A 22,382-nucleotide genomic window follows, 5' to 3' on the forward strand; every position below is an offset into this window, starting at 1 on the left:
GTGGTCAGCGCCGGGCCGGGCCAGCCCGTGGCGTCGAGCCGGTCGGCGGTACGTACCAGCGCGGTGAGCAGCGCCGCCGAGCGGGTGCCGCGACGGAGCTCGGCGCGCAGTTCGACGTGCCGGGCGAAGGCGGCCCAGGTGCGGCGGCCCTGGCGGCGGAAGCGGACCCGCGCCCGGGCGGCGGCGTCGGTGGCGGTGTCCAGGTCCCCGGCGAGCAGCGCGGCGCGGGCCTGGGCCAGCAGCGCCTCGGCCAGGTCGGAGGCCATCCCCCGGCGGCCCAGCTCCCGCACGGCCGCCCCGGCCACCTCGACCGCCTCGTCGAGCAGCGGCACCGACAGCAGCAGCTCGAACCGGTCCAGCAGCAGCGCCGGCCGGGGTACCGCCAGCCGCCGGTACTCCTGCTCGACCTCGGCGAAGCAGCGCAGCGCGCCCACGGTGTCGCCGCGCTGGCCCGCCGCGATGCCCAGGTTCCAGCGGGCGTCGGCGGCGGCGAGTTCCAGCCCGAGCCGCTGGAAGATCGCCGCCGACCGGGCGAGGTCGTCGGCGCGGCCCCGGCCGGTGCCCCGGTGGGCGTTGAGCAGGCCACGGTTGTTGCGGGCCCGGGCCTCCAGCAGCGGGTCGTCCTCGCGCTGGGCGATCTCGACGGCGAGGGAGTAGTCGCGCACCGCCTCGTCGTAGCGGCCCCGGTAGTGCAGCACCACGCCCCGCTGCATCCGGGCACGCCCGGCGTCGGCCCCGGTGAGGGGGGGCAGGGCGGCGGTCACCGCGCGCAGGGCCGCGCCGGTGCGGCCGGCGTTGGCCAGCACGTAGCCGAGACTCATCCGGGCCAGCGCGCGGGTCCGGGGCGTCACGGCGACCCGCACCGCCCGGCGCAGGTGACGCAGCGCGCCGGGCAGGTCGTTGAGCTCCCGCAGGGCCAGGCCGACGGCCCGCTCGGCGGTGGAGCGCTCGTCGCCGGTGACGGCGCGGCCGGCGGCGAGCACCCGCTGCGCCAGGGCGATCGCCTCACGGGGGTAGCGCTGCACCGCGTCGAGCGCGGCCTGGGCCGCCCCGGCACCGGAACCGGCGCTGTCGGCCATGCCGGACAGCGTTCCCGATGAACCGGCCAGCGTCAATGCTGGCGGGGCAGGTGGGAATTCCACGGATCGTAGTGACGATTCACGTCATTGACATTCAACAATGGTTTGGAAGAATCGACCAAGCCCGGCAAGTGCTGTGGCGACCGCACCGGGTACACCGTCGATCGTGCCACCCGCAACCGCCTGGAGGACCGGTGCCGCCTGACCTCCCCCGCACGCCGACGCCGGCCGGCCGGATGTCCCGTCGGCGGCTGCTGGCACTCGGCGCGCTCGCCGCGGCGGCGCCCCTGGGCAGCTCGCTGCGACCGGCCGCCGCCGCCGGCGACACCGGCGACGACGACGCGTACCAGCGCGCCTTCTCCGACGCCCTGGCCGCCGACCCGAACGTCCGCCGGCACACCGTCGTGGGCCGGGAGTTCCTCTACCGCCCCCGGCAGTTGCTCGCGGCCAATGCCGACGCCCAACGGGTCACCGCCTGGCTGCGCTCGCGCGGGCACCAGGTGACCGTCGGCGCCGGCTTCGCCGGGGTCACCCGGCTGGTGTTCGGCAAGGAGACCGACATCCCCACGGTGGTGACGACGCTGCGCAACCCCCAGCAGTGGCCGGGCCAGCCGGTCCCGGCGGTACAGCCGCACCACGTGCTGCTGGGCCTGGGCAACATCATGGGCAACCCGGGCAGCCCGCCCCAGGCCGTGGCCGCGCTGGCCCCGCCGAACCCGGCCCGGCTCGGCGAGGGCGCGGGCGTCACCGTCGGCGTCTGCGACACCGGGATCTGGCAACAGGCCGGCGCGTACCACCCCCAGTGGCTCGGCGGCAGCTACCTGCCGGAGCCGGACGACGAGGACGCGCTCTACGTCTCCGGGACCGTGCTGGCCGCGCAGGGCGGCCACGGCACCTTCGTCGCCGGGGTGGTCCGGCAGGCCGCGCCGGGAGTCAAGGTCGACCCGGAGCAGGCGCTGAACCCCACCGGCGTCGGCGACGAGGCGATGCTGGTGGCCGCCATGTCCCGCCTCGGGCCGCAGGTCTCCATCGTGAACCTGTCCCTGGGCGGCTTCACCCAGGACGACCTGCCCCCGCTGCCCCTGGTCAACGCCGTGGCCGCGCTGCCGGCGCAGACCGCCGTGGTGGCCGCCGTCGGCAACGCCGGCACCAGCCGCCCGGCCTGGCCGGCCGCCCTGGGTCGGGTGCTCGGCGTGGCCGCGGTGAGCCGGGCCGGCACCGGCATCGTGCCGGCGGCGTACAGCGGTTTCGGCCCGTGGGTCGATGCCTGCGCGGTCGGCGAGCGCGACAGCACGTACGTCGAGGGCCAACTGCCGCTGCCGGGGCGGCCGACCCGGGTGTTCCACGGCTTCGCCGGGTGGTCCGGCACCTCGTTCGCCACGGCGTACGTCTCCGGTCGGCTGGCGGCCATGATGGTCGCCGGGGGGCTGAGCGCCGACGCGGCCCGGGTCGCGCTGCTCGCGAACCCCCGCTGGCACCCCGACTACGGGGTGCTGGTCCCGTGAGACCCGACCCGGACGGCGAGGGGGCACGCCGGTGAGCGGCCCGACCGCCACCGGCCTGGTCGCCGCAGCCGCCGACGGGGACGAGGCGGCCTGGGCCGAACTGGTACGCCGCTACACCCCCCTGGTGGTGTCGGTGATCCGGGCACACGGGATGAGCCGCGCCGACGCTGCCGACGTCAACCAGACCGTCTGGCTGCGCCTGGTGGAGCGGCTGGACCAGGTGCGGGACCCGCAGGCGCTGGCCGCGTGGCTGGCCACCACAGCCCGACGGGAGTGCTACCGGCTGTCCCGCCTCGGTCGGCGCAGCCAGCCGGTCGACCCGTACGACGACGCGCTCGACGCCCGGCACGGGCCACAGGTGGCCGCGGCGGCGCCGGACGAGGAGCTGCTGCGGGCCGAGCGCGACCAGGCGCTGCGGGAGGGCTTCGCCCAGCTCCCGCCCCGCTGCCAGGAGCTGCTGGCCCTGCTCACGGCCGACCCCCCGGTCAGCTACCGGCGGATCGGTGAGCGGCTGGGCATGCCGGTCGGTAGCATCGGCCCCACCCAGGGCCGCTGCCTGCACAAGCTGCGTAACTGCCCGGCGCTCGCCCCGTTCCTCGGGGCCCGTCGCGGCCCCAACAAGAACGGGGGTGACCGCGATGGCGCCGTGGCCGCCGGTCGATGACGATGCCCTGACCGTGGAGTTGGGCGCGGCGCTGTGGGACGCCGGGCCCGTCCCCGAGGAATTCCTGACCGCCGCGCGGGCGGCGTTCGCCTGGCGGACGTTGGACGCAGAACTGGCGGTCGCCGAGCTCATGTTCGACTCGGCGTGCGACGCCGAGCCCGCCGGGCTCACCCGCTCGGGCGGCGCTGCGCGGACCCTGTCCTTCCGCAGCGGCACCGTGGTGCTGGAGATCGAGGTGAGCGACGCCGGCATCGTCGGTCAGCTCTCCCCCGCCCGGGGCGGTCGGGTCACCGCCCGGACGGCCACCGGCCAGTACGACGAGTCGCCGGTCGACGAGGTGGGCTTCTTCTCGTTGGGCACTCCCCCGGCCGGCCCGGTCCGGCTCGCCGCCCGCGCCGACGGGTACGCGGTGGCCACCGACTGGGTCAGCCTGGGCTGAGGCCTCGGGCGACTGACTACGCGGCAACCACCTCCGGGACGCCGGGTTCCACCCGGTGGCACCTGACGATGATCGTCATGCTGACAGGCGTACGGCGGGGTCACCCGGACCGGAGGGTCCGGAACCCCGCCGTACGGCTGCCGGACGACGGCGGCCATCAGTGGGCGGCGACGGTGAACGGCCGATCCGGCGCTCCGCCCGCGAAGGCTAGACCGACTGGAGGGCGCGCCAGGCGATGTTGTTGTTGTACCGGACGTTGACCTGCAGGTCCGGGGTGAGCAGCAGCAACGGGTCGTCCGGGGACTCCCACACGGCCAGCAGCGAGAGGTTTCCGGGGCCGGGCACGGCGCCCCACGGAACGACCACGGTCGTGGCGCCCGGCGGCACGACGACGGGCACCGTCGCGACCCAGGTCAGGTCCGTCGGCCAGACCATCCCACCGCCCGGGGACGTGCGGTAGATCCGCAGCGTCCCGCTGTCGATGCCCGCGCCGTACGGGCCGGGGTTGCGCAGCGTGACGAAGATGTAGTTGGTCATGCCGACGACCGCGTTCACGCTGGTCGCGCACGCCACCGCCGTCGGGCAGACCTTGACGTCGGGGCTGGCCCAGATCGGGTTGTACATGTGCGGCTGGAGGCCGACGTCCGAGGCGACGTCCCGCATCCAGATGTCGGTGGGGGTCATCACCCGGTCCGGCTTCGCGGCCGGCGGAGCGGCGGTGGCGGTGGTGGCCAGCAGGCCCGCCAGGGCCGTGCCGGCGAGCAGGGCCAGCGCCGCGCGGCGGGCACGGCTACCCAGAAATGCCATGACAACTGTCTCCCATCGACGGAGGTGACCGGCCCGGGGAGCTTCCGGCCCCGCGTCGGTGTGGTCATGGCTTCAGGAGCCGGCGAGGCGAGCGGAGATACCGTCGCGGGCACCGGCCTTTGGCAGATGACGCCAGGCCGGATCAATCAGACCTCGTGAGGGCAACAGCTCCGCCGCCCGGGCGCGCGGCACCTCCCCCGCCACACCTGCGCCACCCGTCGGCCCTACCGGGGGAAGGCGGGGACCGGCGACCACGGCCAGGGCACGTCGTGGAAGGCAGCCTCGACCAGCAGGGACTCGACGGCCCGCAGGAACCGCTCGGCGCGCTCCGGCGGCAGGTAGCGGGTGTCCACGGTGATCGCCAGCTCGACCGCGCCGGGTGCGTCGATGACCTGGAGGCGGCAGCGCCAGGCGAACCGGTCCAGCTCCTCCATCCAGCGGAACGTGCTGCGGCCCGCCGCCGCCCGAAGGGTCGCCTCGTCCGGGCCGATCGGTTCGGGGTCGGTGGCGTGCGGCAGCCGGATGTCGTTGAGGTAGCAGAACGGGGCCAGGGCGGTGCGGTAGTCGAGCCCCCGCTCGGCGAACGCGCGTTCCAGCTCGGCCGGGTCGTAGTAGGCGTGCCGGTACGCGTCCAGCGACGCCCCGCGGGCGCGGGAGAGCAACTCGGTGAAGCCGGGTCGGTCGGCCAGGTCGAGCCGGCAGAGCCCGATCTGGTTGAGCTTGCTGATCGCGACGTCGTACTCGGGCTGGAACCGGTTGTTCGCCATGGTGAACACGCCGCAGACGTCCCCGCCGTTGTCGGCGGTGAGCACGGCGGCGGTCGCCGCGAGCAGGACGGAGGCGTTGCTGACGCCGTGCCGGGCGGCGACGAGCCGGGCCGCGTGATGCACTGCCTCGGAAACCAGCGAGCCCCGACGGTACCGGGGGTCGAGCCCGGGTCCGACCTGGTCGAACAGGCCCACCGTGAGGCCGGGGAACTGTCGCGTCCAGTACGCCACCGCCCGGTCGCCGCGACGCCGTTCCCCGTCCCGCTCCCGCTCGGCCACGTCGAGGGACTGCGGACCGGGCGGGGTGGGCAGCGAACCGCGCAGCACGAGCATCCGCAGGTCCCGCAGCACGGTCTCGGTGGCGTGGAAGTCCACGGTGGAGTGGCTGAGGACCAGCACGACCTGTCGTACCCGGTCGTCCACGGTGACCAGCGCGGCCCGCAGCGGCCACTCGGCGGCGTGGTCGAAGCGGGGGGCGCCCAGCCGGTCGGCCAGGGCCGCGGCGGCGGTCCGGCCGTCGGGGTCGGCTGCGGCGTGCGGGACCGGGTGCACCAGGACGGGCAGCCGGCCCGCCGGGGCGGCGGACTGGTACAGCTCACCGTCGACGGAGCACACCCGGGTGCGCAGCGACTCGTGCCGGTCCACCAGGGCCGCGACGGCCCGCACGGCCCGCGCCACGTCGACGTCGGCCCGCCGGGAGACGGCCAGGACGCGGCGCAGGTTCAGCACGCTGTGGCTCGGGGACTCGAACTCCTCGACGGCCCGCCACATCGCCCGTTGGCCCCAGGTGAGCGGGCCGGTCCCGATCCGGCCGCCCGCGAACTGGGCGTACGCCATCTCCTCGCCGGCTTCGGCGGGGAGCACCACGGGCGGCCCCGCCGCCACCACCGGAGCCGCCGACGGGGCCGCCGACGGCCAGGACACCTCGGCGAATGCCGCTTCCACCAGCAGTTCCTCCAACTCGCGCAGGAACGGTTCGACCGTGTCGACCGCGACGTGACAGGTGTCGACGGTGAGGGTCATCCCCACCCTGCCCGGCTCGTCGACCACGTGGGTCAGCAGGTGCCAGGACGCCCGGTCCAGCCCCCTGGTCCAGGAGAAGCCGGTGCGCGCCATGGCGGCCCGCAGGTCGCGACGGGTCACCTCCGGCGCGGCAGTCGCGGCGCCGGCGGGCAGCCGGACATCGTTGAAATAGTAGTGCGGCAGGAATGCTGTCGCGTAGTCGCGGTCGGCGTCGATGAGTCCCCGACGCAGCGCGGAGGGGTCGTAGAAGGCGTTCCGCAGGCCGTTCAGCGACGCCTGCCAGACGCGGGACAGCAGCAGCGGGAACGTGGGGCGGTCCGCCACGTCCAGGACACCGAACCCGATCTGCCCGAGGTTCGCCACCGCGTTCGCGTACCTGGCGGGGAACCGGTTGTGGGCCATCGGGAACAGGCCGCAGCGGTCCCGCCCGGACCGGGCGGCGGCCAGCGCCGTCACGCCGGCGAGCAGCACCGCCGAGGTGCTGACCCGGTGCCGGGCGGCGATCACCCGGGCCGCCAGGTCGACGGCCGAGGAGACCAGCACTCCCCGGCGCAGCCGGGGGGTGAGCCCGGGGCCGCCCGGCGGCAGCGGCTCGGCGGGAAGCCGCGCGAACTCCCGCAGCCAGTACGCCACGGCCCGCTCGGAGCGGCGTCCCTCGGCACCGTGCTGGAGCCGGGCCACGTCCACCGACTGAGGTCCGGGCGGGGTGTCGATCCGCCCGCGCAGCAGGAGCAGCCGCAGGTCCCGCAGGACCACCTCTGCGGCGTGGGCGTCGACGGTCGAGTGACTGAAGACCAGCACGATTTGCCTCACCCGGCCGTCCACGGTGACCAGTGCGACCCGCACCGGCCACTCCCGCGCATGGTCGAACGCCACGCCGCCGAGACGGTCCGCGGCGTCCCGGGCGTCCCGCGCGCCGTCCCCGGTGCCGGCGAGCACCAGCAGCGGCAGGTGCCCGGTCGCGGTCGTCTCCTGGCGGTGCTCGCCGTCGACCGTACGGACCCGGGTGCGCAGCGACCCGTGCCGGCCGACCAGCGCGCCGAGCGCCCGGGTGGCGCGCTCGGTGTCGGCGCCGGCCCGGGCGGAGACCGGCACCGTGCGACGCAGGTTGAGGAAGTGGTGGTTGGACCCGTTGCGGGCGTTGGCCCGCCAGGTCACCTGCTGGGCCCAGGTCAGCGGCGCCGTGCCGGCGTCGGCACCGTGAAAGGGCGCGTGAACCAGCATCTCGTCCGCCCATTCGGCGGGCACCACGGCATCGGCAAATCGCATCCCCGACCGTACGACGGGCCGCGCCGCCCGGGGTCGGACGATCGGATTCTCCACCGTGGACCGATCAGACGACGCGATGCTCCGTTTGCAGCATGCAGACTACGGGCTCCTGTCCGACACCGGCGTGAAGGCATCGCGTGACGAATCTCGACCTACCGACGCGGGCCATCCCCCTCCCGTCCCCCGCGACGCCGCCCGACATCGCCGCGGGACCCGCGCTGTCGTTCGGCCAGGAACGGATCTGGTTCACCGAGCAGCTGACGCCCGGCACCGCCGCGTACCTCGTCTGGTCGACGACCCGGCTGCGCGGACCCCTGGAGATCGAGCTGCTGCGCGCCGCCCTGGACGGCGCCGCCGCCCGGCACGACAGCCTGCGCATGCGCTTCGCCGAGAACGCCGACGGCGAGCCCGTGGTGGAGGTGCTGCCCGAGGTGCGGGTGCCGGTCACCGTCACCGACGCGGGATCGCCGGCGGAGGCCCACGAGCTGGTGGCCGCGTCCGTGCGTACCCCGTTCGACCTCGGCGCCGCTCCCCTGCTACGGGCGGCGGTGGTCCGCCTGGGCGCGGACGACCACGTCCTGCACCTGGTCATGCACCACATCGTCAGCGACGGCTGGTCGCTGGACCTGCTGCTCGGCGAGGTGGCGGCCGGCTACGGCGCGCTGCGCGACGGCGGGCCGGCGCCGGCGGCCCCGACGACAGGGTACGTCGACTACGCCGCCTGGCAGCGGATCCGCCTCGACGGCCCGGCGACCGGGGACGGTTTCGCCTACTGGGCCGGGGCGCTGGCCGGGGTGCCGCCGCTGGAGCTGCCCACCGACCGGCCCCGACCGGCCGTGCAGTCGTACGCCGGCGGCACCCACCGGTTCGCCGTCGACGCCGACCTGACCGACGGGCTGCGCCGACTGAGCCGGGCGCACCGGGCCACCCTCTACATGACCCTGCTCACCGGCCTGCAGGCGGTGCTGTTCCGGCACAGCGGGCAGCGGGACTTCGCGATCGGGTCCCCCGTCGCCGGCCGGGTGGTGCCGGAGCTGGAGAACCTGATCGGCCTGTTCGTCAACACCCTGGCGCTGCGGGCCGACCTCTCCCCGGTGGGCGCGAGCGCCGACTCACCAGGCACGGATCCCAGCTTCGCGGCGCTGCTGCGGCGCACCCGCGGCACCGTGGTGAAGGGCCTGGCCCACCAGGAGATCCCGTTCGAGCGGCTGGTCCGGGAGCTGAACGTGCCCCGGGACGTCAGCCGCTCCCCGGTGTTCCAGGTGCTGTTCACCCTGCAGAACTACGCCCGCACCGGCGGCCGGTGGCCGGCGGGGCTGAGCACCGAGAGCCTGGGCGCGGACGCCGCCGCCGCCCGTTTCGACCTGTCGCTGTACGTCAGCGAGACCGCCGACGGGCTGCGCGGGATGTTCGTCTACAACACCGACCTGTTCGACGCGGACACGATCGCCAGGCTGGCCGCGAGCCTCGACACACTGCTGCGCGCGGCGGTCGCGCAGCCGGACCTGCCGGTGGTCGACCTGGACCTGCTCGGCCCCGCCGAGCGGGACCGGGTGCTCACGCTGGCCCGTCCCGACCAGGACGAGGTCGGCCGTGCCGAGCCCGGGGCCGAAGGCGCCGGGGTCACCGGGGCGGCGGCCACCCTCGCCGATCTGATCGCCCCGCACGTCGCCGCCGCCCCCGACACCCCCGCCGTGGTGTGCGGCGCGGACGCGGTGACCTACCGGGAACTGGACCGCCGGGCCAACCGGCTGGCGCACTGGCTGCGCGGGCGTGGCGTCGGCCCCGACGCACTGGTCGGGGTGCTGCTGGAGCAGTCGGTCGAGCTGGCCGTGGCGCTGCTCGGCGTGCTGCGGGCCGGCGGGGCGTACCTGCCGCTGGACCCGGAGCAGCCGCCGGCCCGGCTGGGCCTGATGCTCGCCGATGCCCGGCCGGCGGTGGTGCTCACCAGCGCCGAGCTGCGCGACCGGCTGCCTGAAGAGGTCGAGGCGACCTGCCTGGGTGCCGTGGCCGCCGAGATCACCGCCGGGCCCGACACGCCGCCGCCCACCGGCGCGACCGGCGGGAACCTGGCGTACGTCATCTACACCTCCGGTTCCACCGGCACCCCGAAGGGGGTGGCGGTGGCGCACCGGCAGGTGTTGCGCTACCTCGACGGGGTCGCCGACCGGTTCGCCGTCGTCCCGGCCGCCCGGTACGCGCTGATGCAGTCCATGTCGTTCGACTTCGCCGTCACCGTCTTCTACCTGGCGCTGGCCACCGGCGGGACCGTGCACCTGGTGCAGCGCCGGTGCACGGGGGCGGAGCTGGCCGAGCAGCTGCGCGCCCATCGGATCGACTACCTGAAGATCACCCCGTCGCACCTGGCGGCCCTGGCCGCCGACACCGGGCCGGGCGACCTGCTGCCGGCCCGCGCGCTGATCCTCGGCGGCGAGGCGTCCGACCTGGAGCGGATCGTGCCGCTCGCCGCCGCCGGCGGGGCCCGGGTGTTCAACCACTACGGCCCCACCGAGGCCACCGTCGGCGTCGCCACGTACGAGGTGGGCGCCGACGGGCCCGCCACCGGTCCGGTGCCGACGGGCCGGCCACTGCCGCACGCCCGGGTGTACCTGCTCGACGAGCGGATGCGGCCGGTGCCCGTCGGGGTGCCCGGCGAGCTGTACCTGGGCGGGGACCGCCTCGCCCGCGGCTACCTCAACCGGCCGGGCCTGACCGCCGATCGGTTCGTGCCCGACCCGTACGGCCCGCCGGGCGCACGCCTCTACCGCACCGGGGACCTGGGCCGGTGGCGGGCCGACGGGCAACTGGTGTTCCTCGGCCGCCGCGACCACCAGGTGAAGATCCGCGGGTACCGCGTGGAGCTTGGCGAGGTCGAGGCCGCGCTGCGGGACTGCCCGGGGGTGCATCAGGCGGCGGTGCTGCTGCGCGACGACCGGCTGGTGGCATACCTGGAGCCGACGCCCGGGGCGCAGCCGCCGGATGTGGCCGGGCTGCGCCGGGTCCTGGCCGACCGGCTGCCCGAGCACATGGTGCCCGGCCGCTGGGTGGTGCTGGACCGGCTGCCGTTGCAGGAGCACGGCAAGATCGACCGGCGGGCCCTGCCGGAGCCGACCGACGAGGTCCCGGCCGGGGAGCGGGTGCCGCCGGTCGGGCCCGTGGAGACGCTGATCGCCGGGATCTGGCAGACCGTGCTCGGGGTGGCCGAGGTGGGCGCCACCGACGACTTCTTCGACCTCGGCGGGCACTCGCTGCTGGCCACCCAGGTGGTGGCCCGGCTACGCCGGGAGCTGCCGACCGTCGACGGCGGCGCGACGGGCACGGTCAGCGTGATGGACCTGTTCCGGCACCGGACCGTCCGCGAGCTGGCCGCCCTGGCGACCGGCGGCGGGACCGGGCCGGACGGGCTGCTGCACGAGCTGACTCCGCCGGTGGCCGCCGCGGACCGGGTCGCCACGCTGGTCTGTGTCCCGTACGGCGGCGGCAGCGCCGTGGTCTACCAGCCGCTGGCCGACGCGCTGCCGGCCGGGTACCGGCTGCTGTCGGTGGCCATGCCGGGCCACGACATCGGTCTGGCCGACGACCCGGCGCCGGTCGAGGAGGTCGCCGCCGACGTCGCCGCCGAGATCCTGTCCCGGGTGGAGGGCCCGCTGGTCCTGTACGGGCACTGCGGCCCCGGCGGGGCCCTCGCCGTGGAGGTGGCCCGGCTGCTGGAGGCCGCCGGCCGGGAGCTGGAGGCGGTGTACCTCGGCGCGGTGTTCCCGTTCGGCCGGCCGGCCGACGGGCTGCTCGGGCCGCTGCTGCGGCTGCGCCTGGCCGAGCGGGTGCGCAGCGATCGGATCTACCGGACCTGGTTGCAGGCGCAGGGCACATCCGTCGGTTCCCTCGACCCGGACGAGGTGGCGTTCCTGATCCGGGCGATGCGCCACGACGCCCGGGTCTCCGAGGAGTACTTCACCGAGCTGATGCGCCAGCGGGTGACCCCGCTGCGGGCGCCGGTGGTCTCGGTGGTCGGCGAGCGGGACCGCAGCACCGACTACCACAGCGAGCGGTTCCGGGAGTGGCACTTCCTCACCGACCGCACCGCGCTCGCGGTGATCGACGAGGGCGGGCACTACTTCCTGAAGTACCGGGCCGCCGAGCTGGCCGAGATCGTCACGACCGTGCACCGGCAGGTCGACCCGCCCGCGCCGCCCGCCGGGCTGGCCGGGGCCTCCGGACGGGCCGAGACCGCCGACCCGACCGCCCCCGGGCCGGCCGGCGGGCCGGAACCCGCGTGGCAACTGGTCGCCGTCTCCCGCCAGCCGGCCGGGCCGCCCGGCACGCCGGACGCCCCGACCGCCGGCCCGGCGAAGGCGCCGGAGCCGAGCATGCGCCGCTTCGGGCTGGTCGCGGCCGGGCAGGTCGTCTCCGGCATGGGCACCGCGCTGACCAACTTCGCGATCCCCCTGTGGATCTACCTGGAGACCGGGTCGCTGGCCCGGTTCGCCCTGTTCGCGGTGCTCGGCCTGCTGCCCGGCCTGCTGGTCGCCCCGCTGGCCGGCGCGTTGGTCGACCGGACCAGCCGGCGGCGGGTGCTGCTGGCGGCGGGCGTCGCCGCCGGGGGCGCGAACGCGGTGCTGGCCGCCCTCGTGCTGGCCGACCGGGCACAGGTGTGGCACTTCTACCCGCTGGTGGCGTGGCTGTCGGTGGCACTGGCCTTCCAACGCCTCGCGTTCGTCTCGGCGGTGCCGCAGCTGGTGCCCAAGCGCTTCCTCGGCCATGCCAACGGGGTGACCCAGACCGCGATGGGTCTGACCCAGTTCACCGTCCCGCTGGTCGCGGTCGCCCTGCTGGACGCGGTCGGGCTGCGCGGCATCCTGCTCATCGACGTGGCGTCGTACGTGTTCGCGATCGGGGTGCTGGGGCTCATCAGGTTCCCCCGCACCCTGGCCCTGCAACGCCGGGAGGGCCTCGGCGAGGAGATGGTCGCCGGGCTGCGCTACGCACTGCGCCGGCGGGAGTTCCGCGCCATGCTGACCTTCTTCGCCGCGCTGAACCTTTTCCTGTTCCCGGCCCTGTACCTGCTCTCCCCGCTGGTCCTCGGCTTCGCCGACCTGGACCAGGTGGCGCGGATCGCGCTGACCGGCGGCGTCGGCGCGGCCGTGGGCGGCCTGGTGATGCTGGTCTGGGGCGGCCCGAGCCGCCGCCGGATGCGGGCGGTGCTGCTGGGCACCCTGGGCATCGCGGTGGCCGCCGTGCTGACCGGGCTGCGGCCGGACCCGCTGCTGGTCGGCGCGGGCGCGTTCGGCATGTACCTGTCGTTGGGCATCGTCAACGGCGTCTACAACACGATCATCCAGACCAAGGTGCCGCCGCGCTTCCACGGCCGGGTGTTCGCGCTCAACCAGATGATCGCCTGGTCGACCATGCCGCTGGGCTGGGGGCTCATCGCCCCGTTCGCCGCGAAGGTGACCGAGCCGCTGCTGCTGCCCGGCGGCGCGCTGGCCGGCACGGTCGGCGCGGTGATCGGCGTCGGCCCCGGCCGGGGCCACGGACTGCTGTACGTCGTGTTCGGGGTGTGCATCGCGCTGACCGCGCTGGTCGCGCTGGCCACGCCGGTGCTGTCCCGGTTCGACGACGAGGTGCCCGACGCGCCGCCGGACGACCTCGTCGGCATCGAGGAACGCCAGGCCCGGGCCACCGTCGGCGGCGGGGAGCCGGGGGCCCGCGCCACCCTCACCGGCCGCCGGGCCGAGGTCGCCGGGACCGGCGGTGGACGGCGGTGACCGCGACGACGAGCGGCCCACCGGCCGCCCGGACGGTGCCGGAGCTGCTGGCGTGGCGCACCGCCCTGCACCCGGACCGGGTCGCGGTCGAGGTGGCCGGGGTGGCCGCGCTGACCTTCGCGCAGTGGTCCGCCGGCGAGACCGCCGTCGCCGCCGGGCTGCGCCGGCGAGGGCTGCGTCCCGGCGACCGGGTCGGGCTGGTGTTCGGCGCCCGCGACTGGACCCGGTTCGCCGTGGCGTACTGCGGGGTGCTGCGGGCCGGTGGGGTCGCGGTGCCGCTGTCGGACCGGCTCGCCGCCGGGCAGCTCGGCCACGCGCTGACCCACTGCGCGGCCGCCGCCGTCGTGCACGGCGACGACACCCCCGCCCCGCACGCCCCCGCCGGGCTGCCGGTGTGGCGGGCCGGTGACCTGGCCGCCGGGCCCGCGACCGACGCCGACCTGCCGACGGTACGCCCCGGCGACCTCGCGCAGATCCTCTACACCTCCGGCACCACCGGCCGCCCGAAGGGCGTCGGGGCGAGCCACGCCAACCTGACCGCCGGCGCGTCGACGAACCCGCGCCGGCTGGCGCTGGGCCACTCGCAGCGGTTCCTGCACGCGTTCCCCATCGGCACCAACGCCGGGCAGACCATGCTGTTCAACGCGCTGACCGCGAAGGCCGGCGCGCTGACCCTGCCCGCGTTCACCCCGGTCCGGTTCGCCCGGCTGGTCGAGACCCCGGGCACGGGAACGCTGTTCGTCGTCCCGTCGATGGCGATCGAGCTGCTCGACTCGGGGGCCCTGCGGGGCCTGGACCTGGCCGGCGTGCACCTGATCGGGTCGACCGCGGCGGCGCTGCCGCCGGCGGTGGCGGCCCGGCTCGCCGAGGCGTTCCCGCAGGCCACGATCGTCAACTACTACACCTCGACCGAGGCGGCACCGGCCCAGACCACGATGATCTACGACCCGGCGCGTCGGGACGCGGTGGGCCGCCCGGTCGGCGGGCAGCTGCGCGTCGCCGATGCCGACGGCGTCCCGCTGCCGCCCGGGACGACCGGCGACGTGTGGCTGCGTGCCCCGTACCCCCGCGCCTACTACCGCGACGAGGCCGCCAACCGGACCACCTTCCGCGACGGGTGGGTGCGGATGGGCGATGTCGGGCGGATCGACGCCGACGGCTTCCTCTACCTCACCGACCGGCACCAGGACGTCATCAAGTCCGGCGCGTTCAAGATCTCGTCCCTCGAGGTGGAGGCGGCGCTGCACGAGCACCCCCTGGTCGCCGAGGCGGCCGTGGTCGGCGTGCCGCACCCGGTACTCGGGTCGGCGGTCGCCGCCGCCGTGGTGCCCCGGCCGCAGGCCGTCGCCGACGGGCTGACCCTGCCGGTGCTGCGCGGCTTCCTCGCCGACCGGCTCGCCGACCACCAGCTTCCCGCCCGGCTGCTGCTGCTCGACGGCCTGCCCCGCAACGAGGGCGGCAAGGTGCTCAAGCGGCAGCTCACCGGCCTGTTCGACAAGTGACCACCAGCACGGGACCGCGATTCATGGGAGAGCATGTGGGCACCGCCGAGGCGACATACGCGCAGCACGCCGTCTGGTTCACCGAGCAGGCCGGGGTCGCCGGCACGGCGTACCACATGGCGCTCGGCGTCCGGTTCGCCGCCGACCTGGACCGCCGGGCCCTCGTCGAGGCGTGCGCGGCGGTGACCGACCGGCACCCGGTCCTCGGCACCCGGGCGGTCACCGAGGCCGACGGCACCCCCGGGCTGGCACCGGCCGACGTGCGGCCGGCGGTCACCTTCGGCGAGTGGACCGACGCCCGGGTCGCGCGGGAGCTGGCCCGCCCCCACGACCTGCGGGTCGGCCCGCTGTCCCGGTTCACGCTGCTCACCGCCGCCGACGGCCGGCACCTGCTGCTGGTCACCGTCCACCACCTGGTGTTCGACGGGATGTCCAAGGACGTGCTGGCCCGGGACCTGGCCGACGCGTACGCCGCCGCGCTCGCCGGCATCCCGGCGCGGGCCGCGCCCCGCTGCGACGGGTACGCCGGGGACGCGGCGGCCGAGCGGGAACGCGTCGCGGTCGACCTGCCGGCGGCCCGCGCCTACTGGGCGCGGCACTGGTCCGGCCCGGGCGACGTGGTGCTGCCCGGCCTGCGCCGGCTGCCCACGGGCGCGGAACCGGGGGCCGCCGTGGACGTCGACCTGCCCGCCGACCTGGCCGACGGCGTGGGCCGGGCCGCCGGGGCGCTCGGGGTGACCCGGTTCGAGCTGCTGCTCGCCGCGGTGCACGCCCTGCTGGCCCGGTACGGCAACCGGGGCGTCCCGGTCGGGGTCACGCTGTCCACCCGCACGGCCGCGCAGGCCGACCGGGTCGGGTTGTTCGTCAACGAGCTGCCCGTCGCCGCCGACCCGGTCGCCGGCACCTTCGCCGACCACGCCCGCGCCGTGCGGGCCCGGCTGCGCGAGCTGTACCGGTTCCGCGCGGTGCCCCTCGCCCACGCCGTGTCGGGGCTGCGCCCCGCGCCCGCGCTGACCGGAGTCTCGGTCGGCTACCGGCGGCGCGGCGCCGAGCCGGCCTTCCCCGGGGTGGCCACCGGCGTGGACTGGACGCTGTTCGGCGGTGCGGCCCGCAACGCGCTGCACGTGCAGATCGTGGACGGCCCGACCGGGATCACGGTGAGCCTCCAGCACAGCCCCGCCGCCATCGACACCGACGCGGTCACCCGGATCGGCGTTCACCTGCGCACCCTGCTCGCCGCCGTGGTCGCCGACCCCGGCCGGCAGGTCGGCGACCTGCCGGTGCTGCCCGCCGACGAGCTGCACCGGGTCACCGGGGGCTGGAACGACACCGCGCGGGCGTACCCCGGCGACACCGTGCCGGAACTGTTCGCGGCCCGGGTCGCGGCGGACCCGGACGCGGTGGCCGTCGTCGACGGCGACGTCACGCTCAGCTACGCCCGGCTCGACGCCGCCGGCGCCCGGCTCGCGGCGCTGCTGGGTGAGCGCGGCGTCGGCCCCGGGTCGCTGGTCGCGGTCGCGCTGGACCGGTCCTGGCGGACGGTGGTGACGATGCTGGCGGTGCTGCGTCGCCGGGCCGCGTACCTGCCGGTCGACCCCGGCCACCCGCCGGCCCGGCGGGACCTGGTGCTCGCCGACGCCGACCCGGCGCTGGTGGTGACCGCGTCCGGCGGCACGCAGGACGCCCGGCCCGAACTCGCCCTGGACGGGGTGGACCTGCTCGCCGGCCCGGACCCGGCACGGGACCGGGCCGCGCCGACCGCCGAGGACCTGGCGTACGTGCTGTACACCTCCGGCTCCACGGGCCGGCCGAAGGGCGTCGCGGTGCGCCACGGCGCGCTGACCAACCTGCTGCTGGGGATGCGGGACCTGCTGGACGGCCGGCCCGAGCACCGCTGGCTGCACCTGACCTCGCCGTCGTTCGACATCTCCGCGGTGGAGGTGTTCCTGCCGCTGGTCACCGGCGGCCGGGTGGTCGTCGCCTCGGCGGTGAGCGCGCTGGACGGCGCCGGGGTGCTGCGGCTGGTCCGCGACGCCGGGGTGACCCACGTCCAGGCCACCCCGTCCGGGTGGCGGGTGCTGCTGGAGGCGGGCCTCGACGCGGCAGGCCCGCTGGTCGCCCTCGCCGGCGGGGAGGCCCTGCCCGTCGCCCTGGCCCGGGAGCTGCGGGCCCGCACCACCCGGTTGGTCAACGGGTACGGCCCGACCGAGGCGACGATCTACGCCACCGCCGCCGACGTCCCCGCCGACCCGGCCGAGGTGACCATCGGCCGCCCGCTGCCGAACGTGCGGGCGTACCTGCTGGACGAGGCGCTGCGGCCGGTGCCGGTCGGGGTGCCCGGCGAGCTGTACCTGGCCGGCGCCGGGCTGGCCGACGGCTACCTCGGGCGCGACGACCTGACCGCCGAACGGTTCGTGCCGGACCCGTTCGGCGGCGACGACGGGCGGCTCTACCGCACCGGCGACCGGTGCCGGTGGCTGCCGGACGGCCGGCTCGACTTCCTCGGCCGGGCCGACGACCAGGTCAAGATCCGCGGCTACCGGATCGAGCTGGGCGAGGTCGACGCCCGGCTGCTGGAGCACCCGGCGGTGGCGCAGGCCACCGCGGCGCTGCGCGCCGACGGCGACGGCGAGGCCCGTCTGGTGGCGTACGTGGTGGCCCGGGCCGGCGCGGTCGCGGACCCGGCGGACCTGCGTCGGCACCTGGCGCTGAGCCTGCCGACGGCCGTGCTGCCCACCGACTGGGTGCTGCTGGACCGGCTCCCGATGAGCCCGAACGGCAAGGTCGACCGGGCGGCGCTGCCCGCGCCGGCGCCCCGGGACGCGCCGGTCGGTACCGTCGCCGTGGCGGAGGCGACGGGCGACGACCCGGTGGTGCGGACGCTGCGCGAGATCTGGCAGGACGTGCTGAAGATCCCCGACATCGGCGTGCACGAGGACCTGTTCGACCTGGGCGGGCACTCGCTGACCATCACCCGGATCAGCGGCCGGATCCAGCAGCGGCTCGGCGTCGAGGTGCCGCTCGACGCCTTCTTCGACACCCCCACGATCGCGGAGATCGCCGAGATCGTCCGACAGTCCGGAAAGGAACTCTGATGGGCGCCACCGAGCTGCGCGCGCGGGTCGCCGCACTGGTCAGCGAGGCCACCGGGGGTGACGTGCCGGCCGCCGACATCCTCGGCGGCGGGTCGCTGGTCGCCCTCGGCGTCGGCTCCCTCGGCCTGCTGCGCCTGGTCGACGCGATCGAGCTGGAGTACGGCGTGGAGGTCGAGCTGACCGAGCCCGGCCACCGGCTGGACACCCTCGACGACCTGGTGGCGGTCGTCGAGGCGGCCCGCCCGGACGAGGCGGGCGCGGTGGTCAGCGCAGCCGGTGACGGCCGCTGAGCCACTCCCGGGCGGACCGGGAGTTCAGGGCCCACAGCACCCAGGCCAACAGGCCGACCCCGACGATGGTGATCGCGCCGAACATCCCGAGCGAGGCCACGGCGAACAGCCCGGACGCCGCGTACGCGGGGTAGGCCGCCCAGGGACGGCGGCCGGACAGGCTGAACGCCACGAAGGCGCAGGTGAGGGCCATGACGGCGAAGAACACGGCGGCGCCCAGGGAGCCTTCTGCGGCCAGCAGCCGGTGCACCGTCGCCAGCGCGAACAGCAGCGCCAGGAGCGCGAAGGCGAGCACGGTGGTCAGCACGGTGCCGGGCATCGGGGGGCGGCGCAGCGCGCCGTCGTACCCGCCGGCGCGGGGCGGTCGAAGCACCATGGGACAACGATGGAGGCCTACCCGCAAGGGGATCCAACACTGTCAGGAAGACGACACAGCCAGGCGTCGGCCTAAGCTGCCGCCATGGCGAAGTACTACGACGTGCACCCCGACAACCCGCAACCCCGGACGATCCGCCAGGTGGTCGACCTCGTCCGGGGGGACGGGTTGATCGCCTACCCGACCGACTCGTGCTTCGCCCTCGGCTGCCAGCTGGGCAACAAGGACGGCATGGACCGGATCAGGGAGATCCGCCACCTCGACAGCGGCCACCACTTCACCCTGGTGTGCCGGGACTTCGCGCAGCTCGGCCAGTTCGTCCACCTCGGCAACGCCGTGTTCCGCGCCGTGAAGGCGGCCACCCCCGGCAGCTACACCTTCATCCTGCCCGCCACGAAGGAGGTGCCGCGCCGGCTGCTGCACCCGAAGAAGAAGACCGTCGGCGTCCGCATTCCCGCGCACACCGTCGTCCAGGCGCTGCTCACCGAGCTGGGCGAGCCGCTGCTGTCGAGCACGCTGCTGCTGCCCGGCGACGCCGAACCGATGACCCAGGGCTGGGAGATCAAGGAACGCCTCGACCACGTCGTCGACGCGGTCGTCGACTCCGGCGACTGCGGCACCGAGCCGACCACAGTGGTCGACTTCTCCGACGGCGAGCCTGAGATCGTCCGCCTCGGCGCGGGCGACCCGTCCCGCTTCGCTTAGCGCGACCGGCCGCCGCCGCACGGTGGCGGCCGTCCGCCACAATCGGAACCCGCATTCACTCCAAGCTCATCGATCCCCGGCCCCGCCGGGGACGCGGACTGTGAGGTCATCCGATGGTGCGACTCATCCTGCCGGTCGCCGCGACGCTGCTGGTGCTGATCGCGGTGCGGTGGTCACAACCGGACGCCCTGCGGGTCGACGGATTCTGGTCGCTGGCGGCGGTCGCGGTGGTGACGGCGCTCGGCTCCGCCCTGACCCTGGGCCTGTCCCGGGTCGCCTTCTCCCGGGCCGCGCCGTGGATCCGCGGGTTCCTCTCGACCGCCGTCGCGTTCGTCCTGCTGGCCGCGTTCACCGGCGAGCCCGGTCCGGCGGCGGTCGTCGGCGGGATCCTGATGGCGCTGGCGGTGCTGTTCTCGCTGCTGCGCGGCGGCGGGGGCGCGCTGCGGGCGGAGCCGTTCCCGCCGGACGTCCTCGGCGTGGCCCGGCTCGCGGCGCGGTTCGTGGTGCCGACGGCCTGGTACCTCGCCGCCGTGCAGGTGGTGCCGGGCGTGCAGTCGGCGGACCGGTGGCCCGGCGCGCTGCTGGGCGGCCTCGTCGCGGGAGGCACCCTCGTCGCGGGCACGACCCTGACGCTGACCAGGCCGTGGCACGCCTGCGTGACACCGGTGACCGTGGGCGGTCGCGTGCGGGCCGCGTACGGCGGGATCGGGCACGTGGTCGGGATCGGCGACCCGAGCACCGACGAACACCTCCGGACCATGGGCTCCGGCGGCGTGCTCGCCGACCTGTCGGGCATGCTGCCGGACCCGACCCCCGACACGTTCCGCCGGCACCTCGACCGCCTCACCCCCGGCCTGGTGCGGGCCGCCTGCGCGATCGAGACACCCCGGCGGGTGCTGCTCGCCTCGGCCGGCTACGGCGACGCCGTGCACCTGTGGGACCCCGAGACCGGCCTGGCGGTGGACGCCCTCGCCGGGCACCTGGGCCCGGTGAACGCCCTGTGCGCCGTGCCGGTCGGCGACACCGTCCTGCTCGCCTCCGGCGGGGACGACTGCAGGATCCGGATCTGGGAACCGGAGACAGGCCGCCAGGTGCGGGTCGTCGGCCGGCAGGTGCGGTGGGTCGTCCGGGCGCTGTGCACCGTGCCGGTGGACGGTCGGACCCTGCTCGCCGCCGGGTACGCCGACGGCACCATCCGGCTGTGGGACCCGGTCGACGGGCGACTGGTCCGCCACCTGGGCGCCCAGCAGGGCGGCGTCAATGCCGTCTGCACGGTCACGGTCGACGGCGTGACCCGGCTCGCCTCGGCGGCCGGGGACGGCACCGTGGTCCTGTGGGACCCCGACAGCGGCGAACGCCTCGGCTCCTTCGACGACGAGGCCCCCCGGTACGCGCTCTGCGCGGTGGGGCTCGACGGCGAGGTGCTTCTCGCCGCGGCCGGGGACGGCATCGGCGTCACCCTGTGGGACCCGGCGAGCGGGACGCGGCGGGGCTCGCTGGGCACCGGGTCGTTGCTGGGCCTGCTGCGCGGCTCGACGGGTTGGATCCGGTCGATGTGCCAGGTCGGCGACGGCGACGACGCGTTCCTGATGCTCGCCGGTTACGACCGCGCGGTCCAGAAGATCCGCCTCCGGCCGGCGCTGCGGTCCCTCGCCGCGCCGGAAGGGGCCTCCTGACCGACCACCCCGACCCGGTCGGGCGACGCCGGGCGGACGACGGCACCCCGCCGCCGCCCGGCGACCTCGGATGGTTCAGAGGGATCCGACGAACTGGCTGACGTGGTAGGCGGTGCTGCGGTTGCCGGGCCCTCTGGTCCACTTCGAGACCATCAGGTGCAGCTCGTTGGCGTTCCTGCCAGACCAGGGATGGATGAAGCCGCCGTACAGCGCGGGCTCCTGCCACGGGAACACCTGGATCTTCTCGGCGGTCCACACCTGGTCCGGCCCGCCGGCGGTGCGGGTGACGATGCAGCCGGTCACACAGTTGACGTAGGACATGACCCAGGTGCCGTCGTGCAGCCTGCGCACCGACGGTTCGCCGAACCGACCGTTGAGGATCGGGGTGCAGGGTCTGCCCCAGCCCCAGTTGCTGCCGCTCCAGCCCCAACCCTCGTACGACTCGGGGTAGAACAGCCGGTCCCAGCGGACTCTTCGCAGCATCATCGGGCCGTCCTGGCGACCCGCGCGGACGGAGAAGACGTAGACCCAGTCCCCGTCGCGCTGCATCGTCCACATCTGGAACGGGTCGGTGTTGGTGCCGTTGTTCCACCACTTCAGCGGGGTCCGGACGAAGTCGTTGCCGTTGTCGGAATAGGCCAGGCCGGCGTAGCGCGAACGCCAGTGGGGACCGGCGGGACCGGCGGAGTCCCAGTTCTCGATGCTCATGTAGGAGACCAACTGACGGCCGGTCTCGGGAAAGCTGATCCCGTCGTTGGGGATGACGCTGACCTCCCACAGGCCGTCGATCCCGATCCCGTGGTGACCGTTGTGCATGATTTCGGGGGCCCGACCGTTGCCGGCCACCCGCGCGGCGCTGTCGAAGACGATCCCCCCGGGCGCGCCGGGGTGGACGTTGGAGCGCAGCATCACCGGGGACCGCCAGTCGTTGGGCAGCGGCGGACCCTCGGGCCACGGGGTGTTGAAGGTGTCGCCGAAGAGGTACCCGATCGAGCCGTTCTCCAGCACGTACGGGATGCCCAGGTCCGTGCCGGCGACCTGCCACCGGCTGTTGGTGTCCAGGTCGGCGCCGGTGAGGCGCTTCTTCCAGGTGGCGGCCTGGGCCGGGCCGGGAAAGGCCAGGGCCGGCGCGACGGCCGAGGCCGTGGCGACCGCGGCGACCCTGCCGAGGAATGCACGACGGTCCAGTGCCATGTCAGGTCCTTCCCGCCCGGCCGGTCCGGCCGGGCGCGCTCGATGCCTCCCCGGAAACGGCGGCGAGGGGGCTCAGACGGGGGTGGGTTCAGAGGGTGGTTTCTCCGGGGAGGCCGAAGAAGTCGTGCCATTTGGTGGTGGGGGTGAAGGTGGTGCCGGTGGAGAGTGCGACGTGGACGTCGTTGGTGGTGTTTTTGGTGAAGACGATGATGTCGTCTTTGCCGTC

The 22,382-nt window shown here is 75.4% G+C and carries 14 protein-coding genes; 9 read left to right on the top strand and 5 right to left on the bottom strand.

Annotated features, from left to right (window positions below; genetic code table 11):
* A partial coding sequence (locus ABT023_RS26810; protein WP_502890765.1) for a tetratricopeptide repeat protein occupies positions 1 to 1,079 on the bottom strand: 1,079 nt, incomplete at its 3' end.
* Positions 1,080 to 1,273: 194 nt separating this feature from the next.
* Between ABT023_RS26810 and ABT023_RS26815 the strand changes: the two genes are divergently transcribed.
* The 3 genes from ABT023_RS26815 to ABT023_RS26825 are packed head-to-tail and all read left to right on the top strand — an operon-like array spanning position 1,274 to position 3,687.
* Positions 1,274 to 2,584, top strand: coding sequence for a S8 family peptidase (locus tag ABT023_RS26815; RefSeq protein WP_350889231.1), 1,311 nt, complete (start codon positions 1,274 to 1,276; stop codon positions 2,582 to 2,584).
* A gap of 31 nt (positions 2,585 to 2,615) precedes the next feature.
* Complete coding sequence (locus ABT023_RS26820) at positions 2,616 to 3,248, top strand: RNA polymerase sigma factor (RefSeq protein ID WP_350889233.1); 633 nt, start codon at positions 2,616 to 2,618, stop codon at positions 3,246 to 3,248.
* Positions 3,223 to 3,687, top strand: coding sequence for a hypothetical protein (locus tag ABT023_RS26825; protein WP_350889235.1), 465 nt, complete (start codon positions 3,223 to 3,225; stop codon positions 3,685 to 3,687). The genes ABT023_RS26820 and ABT023_RS26825 overlap by 26 nt, the downstream gene beginning before the upstream one ends.
* Before the next feature lie 207 nt (positions 3,688 to 3,894).
* Here the strand turns inward: ABT023_RS26825 and ABT023_RS26830 are convergent, their stop codons facing one another.
* Positions 3,895 to 4,494, bottom strand: a complete 600-nt coding sequence (locus ABT023_RS26830; protein WP_350889237.1) for a hypothetical protein — start codon at positions 4,492 to 4,494, stop codon at positions 3,895 to 3,897.
* Between the two features lie 224 nt (positions 4,495 to 4,718).
* A complete protein-coding gene (locus tag ABT023_RS26835; protein WP_350889238.1) occupies positions 4,719 to 7,553 on the bottom strand; it encodes a condensation domain-containing protein in 2,835 nt (944 codons plus the stop codon).
* Positions 7,554 to 7,690: 137 nt separating this feature from the next.
* Here ABT023_RS26835 and ABT023_RS26840 point away from each other — a divergent pair, with 137 nt between their 5' ends.
* From ABT023_RS26840 to ABT023_RS26855, 4 genes are read left to right on the top strand one after another with little or no spacing between them, the layout of a single operon-like run.
* The gene (locus ABT023_RS26840) at positions 7,691 to 13,318 is read left to right on the top strand and encodes a non-ribosomal peptide synthetase/MFS transporter (RefSeq protein ID WP_350889239.1); all 5,628 of its coding nucleotides are present in this window, start codon (positions 7,691 to 7,693) and stop codon (positions 13,316 to 13,318) included.
* Positions 13,315 to 14,820 carry a class I adenylate-forming enzyme family protein gene (locus tag ABT023_RS26845; protein ID WP_350889240.1) on the top strand — a complete coding sequence of 502 codons (1,506 nt, stop codon included), beginning with the start codon at positions 13,315 to 13,317 and terminating at the stop codon, positions 14,818 to 14,820. The genes ABT023_RS26840 and ABT023_RS26845 overlap by 4 nt, the downstream gene beginning before the upstream one ends.
* A 23-nt stretch (positions 14,821 to 14,843) precedes the next feature.
* On the top strand, positions 14,844 to 17,915 hold the full coding sequence (locus ABT023_RS26850) for a non-ribosomal peptide synthetase (RefSeq protein WP_350889242.1): 3,072 nt from the start codon (positions 14,844 to 14,846) through the stop codon (positions 17,913 to 17,915).
* On the top strand, positions 17,915 to 18,205 hold the full coding sequence (locus ABT023_RS26855) for an acyl carrier protein (RefSeq protein ID WP_350889243.1): 291 nt from the start codon (positions 17,915 to 17,917) through the stop codon (positions 18,203 to 18,205). Before ABT023_RS26850 ends, ABT023_RS26855 begins: the two co-directional genes overlap by 1 nt.
* Here the strand turns inward: ABT023_RS26855 and ABT023_RS26860 are convergent.
* Complete coding sequence (locus ABT023_RS26860) at positions 18,180 to 18,581, bottom strand: hypothetical protein (RefSeq protein ID WP_350889245.1); 402 nt, start codon at positions 18,579 to 18,581, stop codon at positions 18,180 to 18,182. The genes ABT023_RS26855 and ABT023_RS26860 overlap by 26 nt on opposite strands.
* Before the next feature lie 84 nt (positions 18,582 to 18,665).
* On the opposite strand from ABT023_RS26860, the gene ABT023_RS26865 reads away from it, so the two are divergent.
* Both ABT023_RS26865 and ABT023_RS26870 read left to right on the top strand, forming a co-directional pair.
* Positions 18,666 to 19,286, top strand: a complete 621-nt coding sequence (locus ABT023_RS26865; RefSeq protein ID WP_350889246.1) for an L-threonylcarbamoyladenylate synthase — start codon at positions 18,666 to 18,668, stop codon at positions 19,284 to 19,286.
* A 113-nt stretch (positions 19,287 to 19,399) separates the two neighbouring features.
* Entirely contained in the window at positions 19,400 to 20,962 is a 1,563-nt protein-coding gene (locus tag ABT023_RS26870) for a WD40 repeat domain-containing protein (protein WP_350889247.1), read from the top strand.
* A 75-nt stretch (positions 20,963 to 21,037) separates the two neighbouring features.
* On the opposite strand, the gene ABT023_RS26875 is transcribed toward ABT023_RS26870, so the two are convergent.
* Entirely contained in the window at positions 21,038 to 22,156 is a 1,119-nt protein-coding gene (locus tag ABT023_RS26875) for a glycoside hydrolase family 183 protein (protein WP_350889248.1), read from the bottom strand.
* Positions 22,157 to 22,382: the final 226 nt, after the last annotated feature.

Source organism: Micromonospora sp. NPDC002296, assembly GCF_040296145.1.
Lineage (GTDB): Bacteria > Actinomycetota > Actinomycetes > Mycobacteriales > Micromonosporaceae > Micromonospora.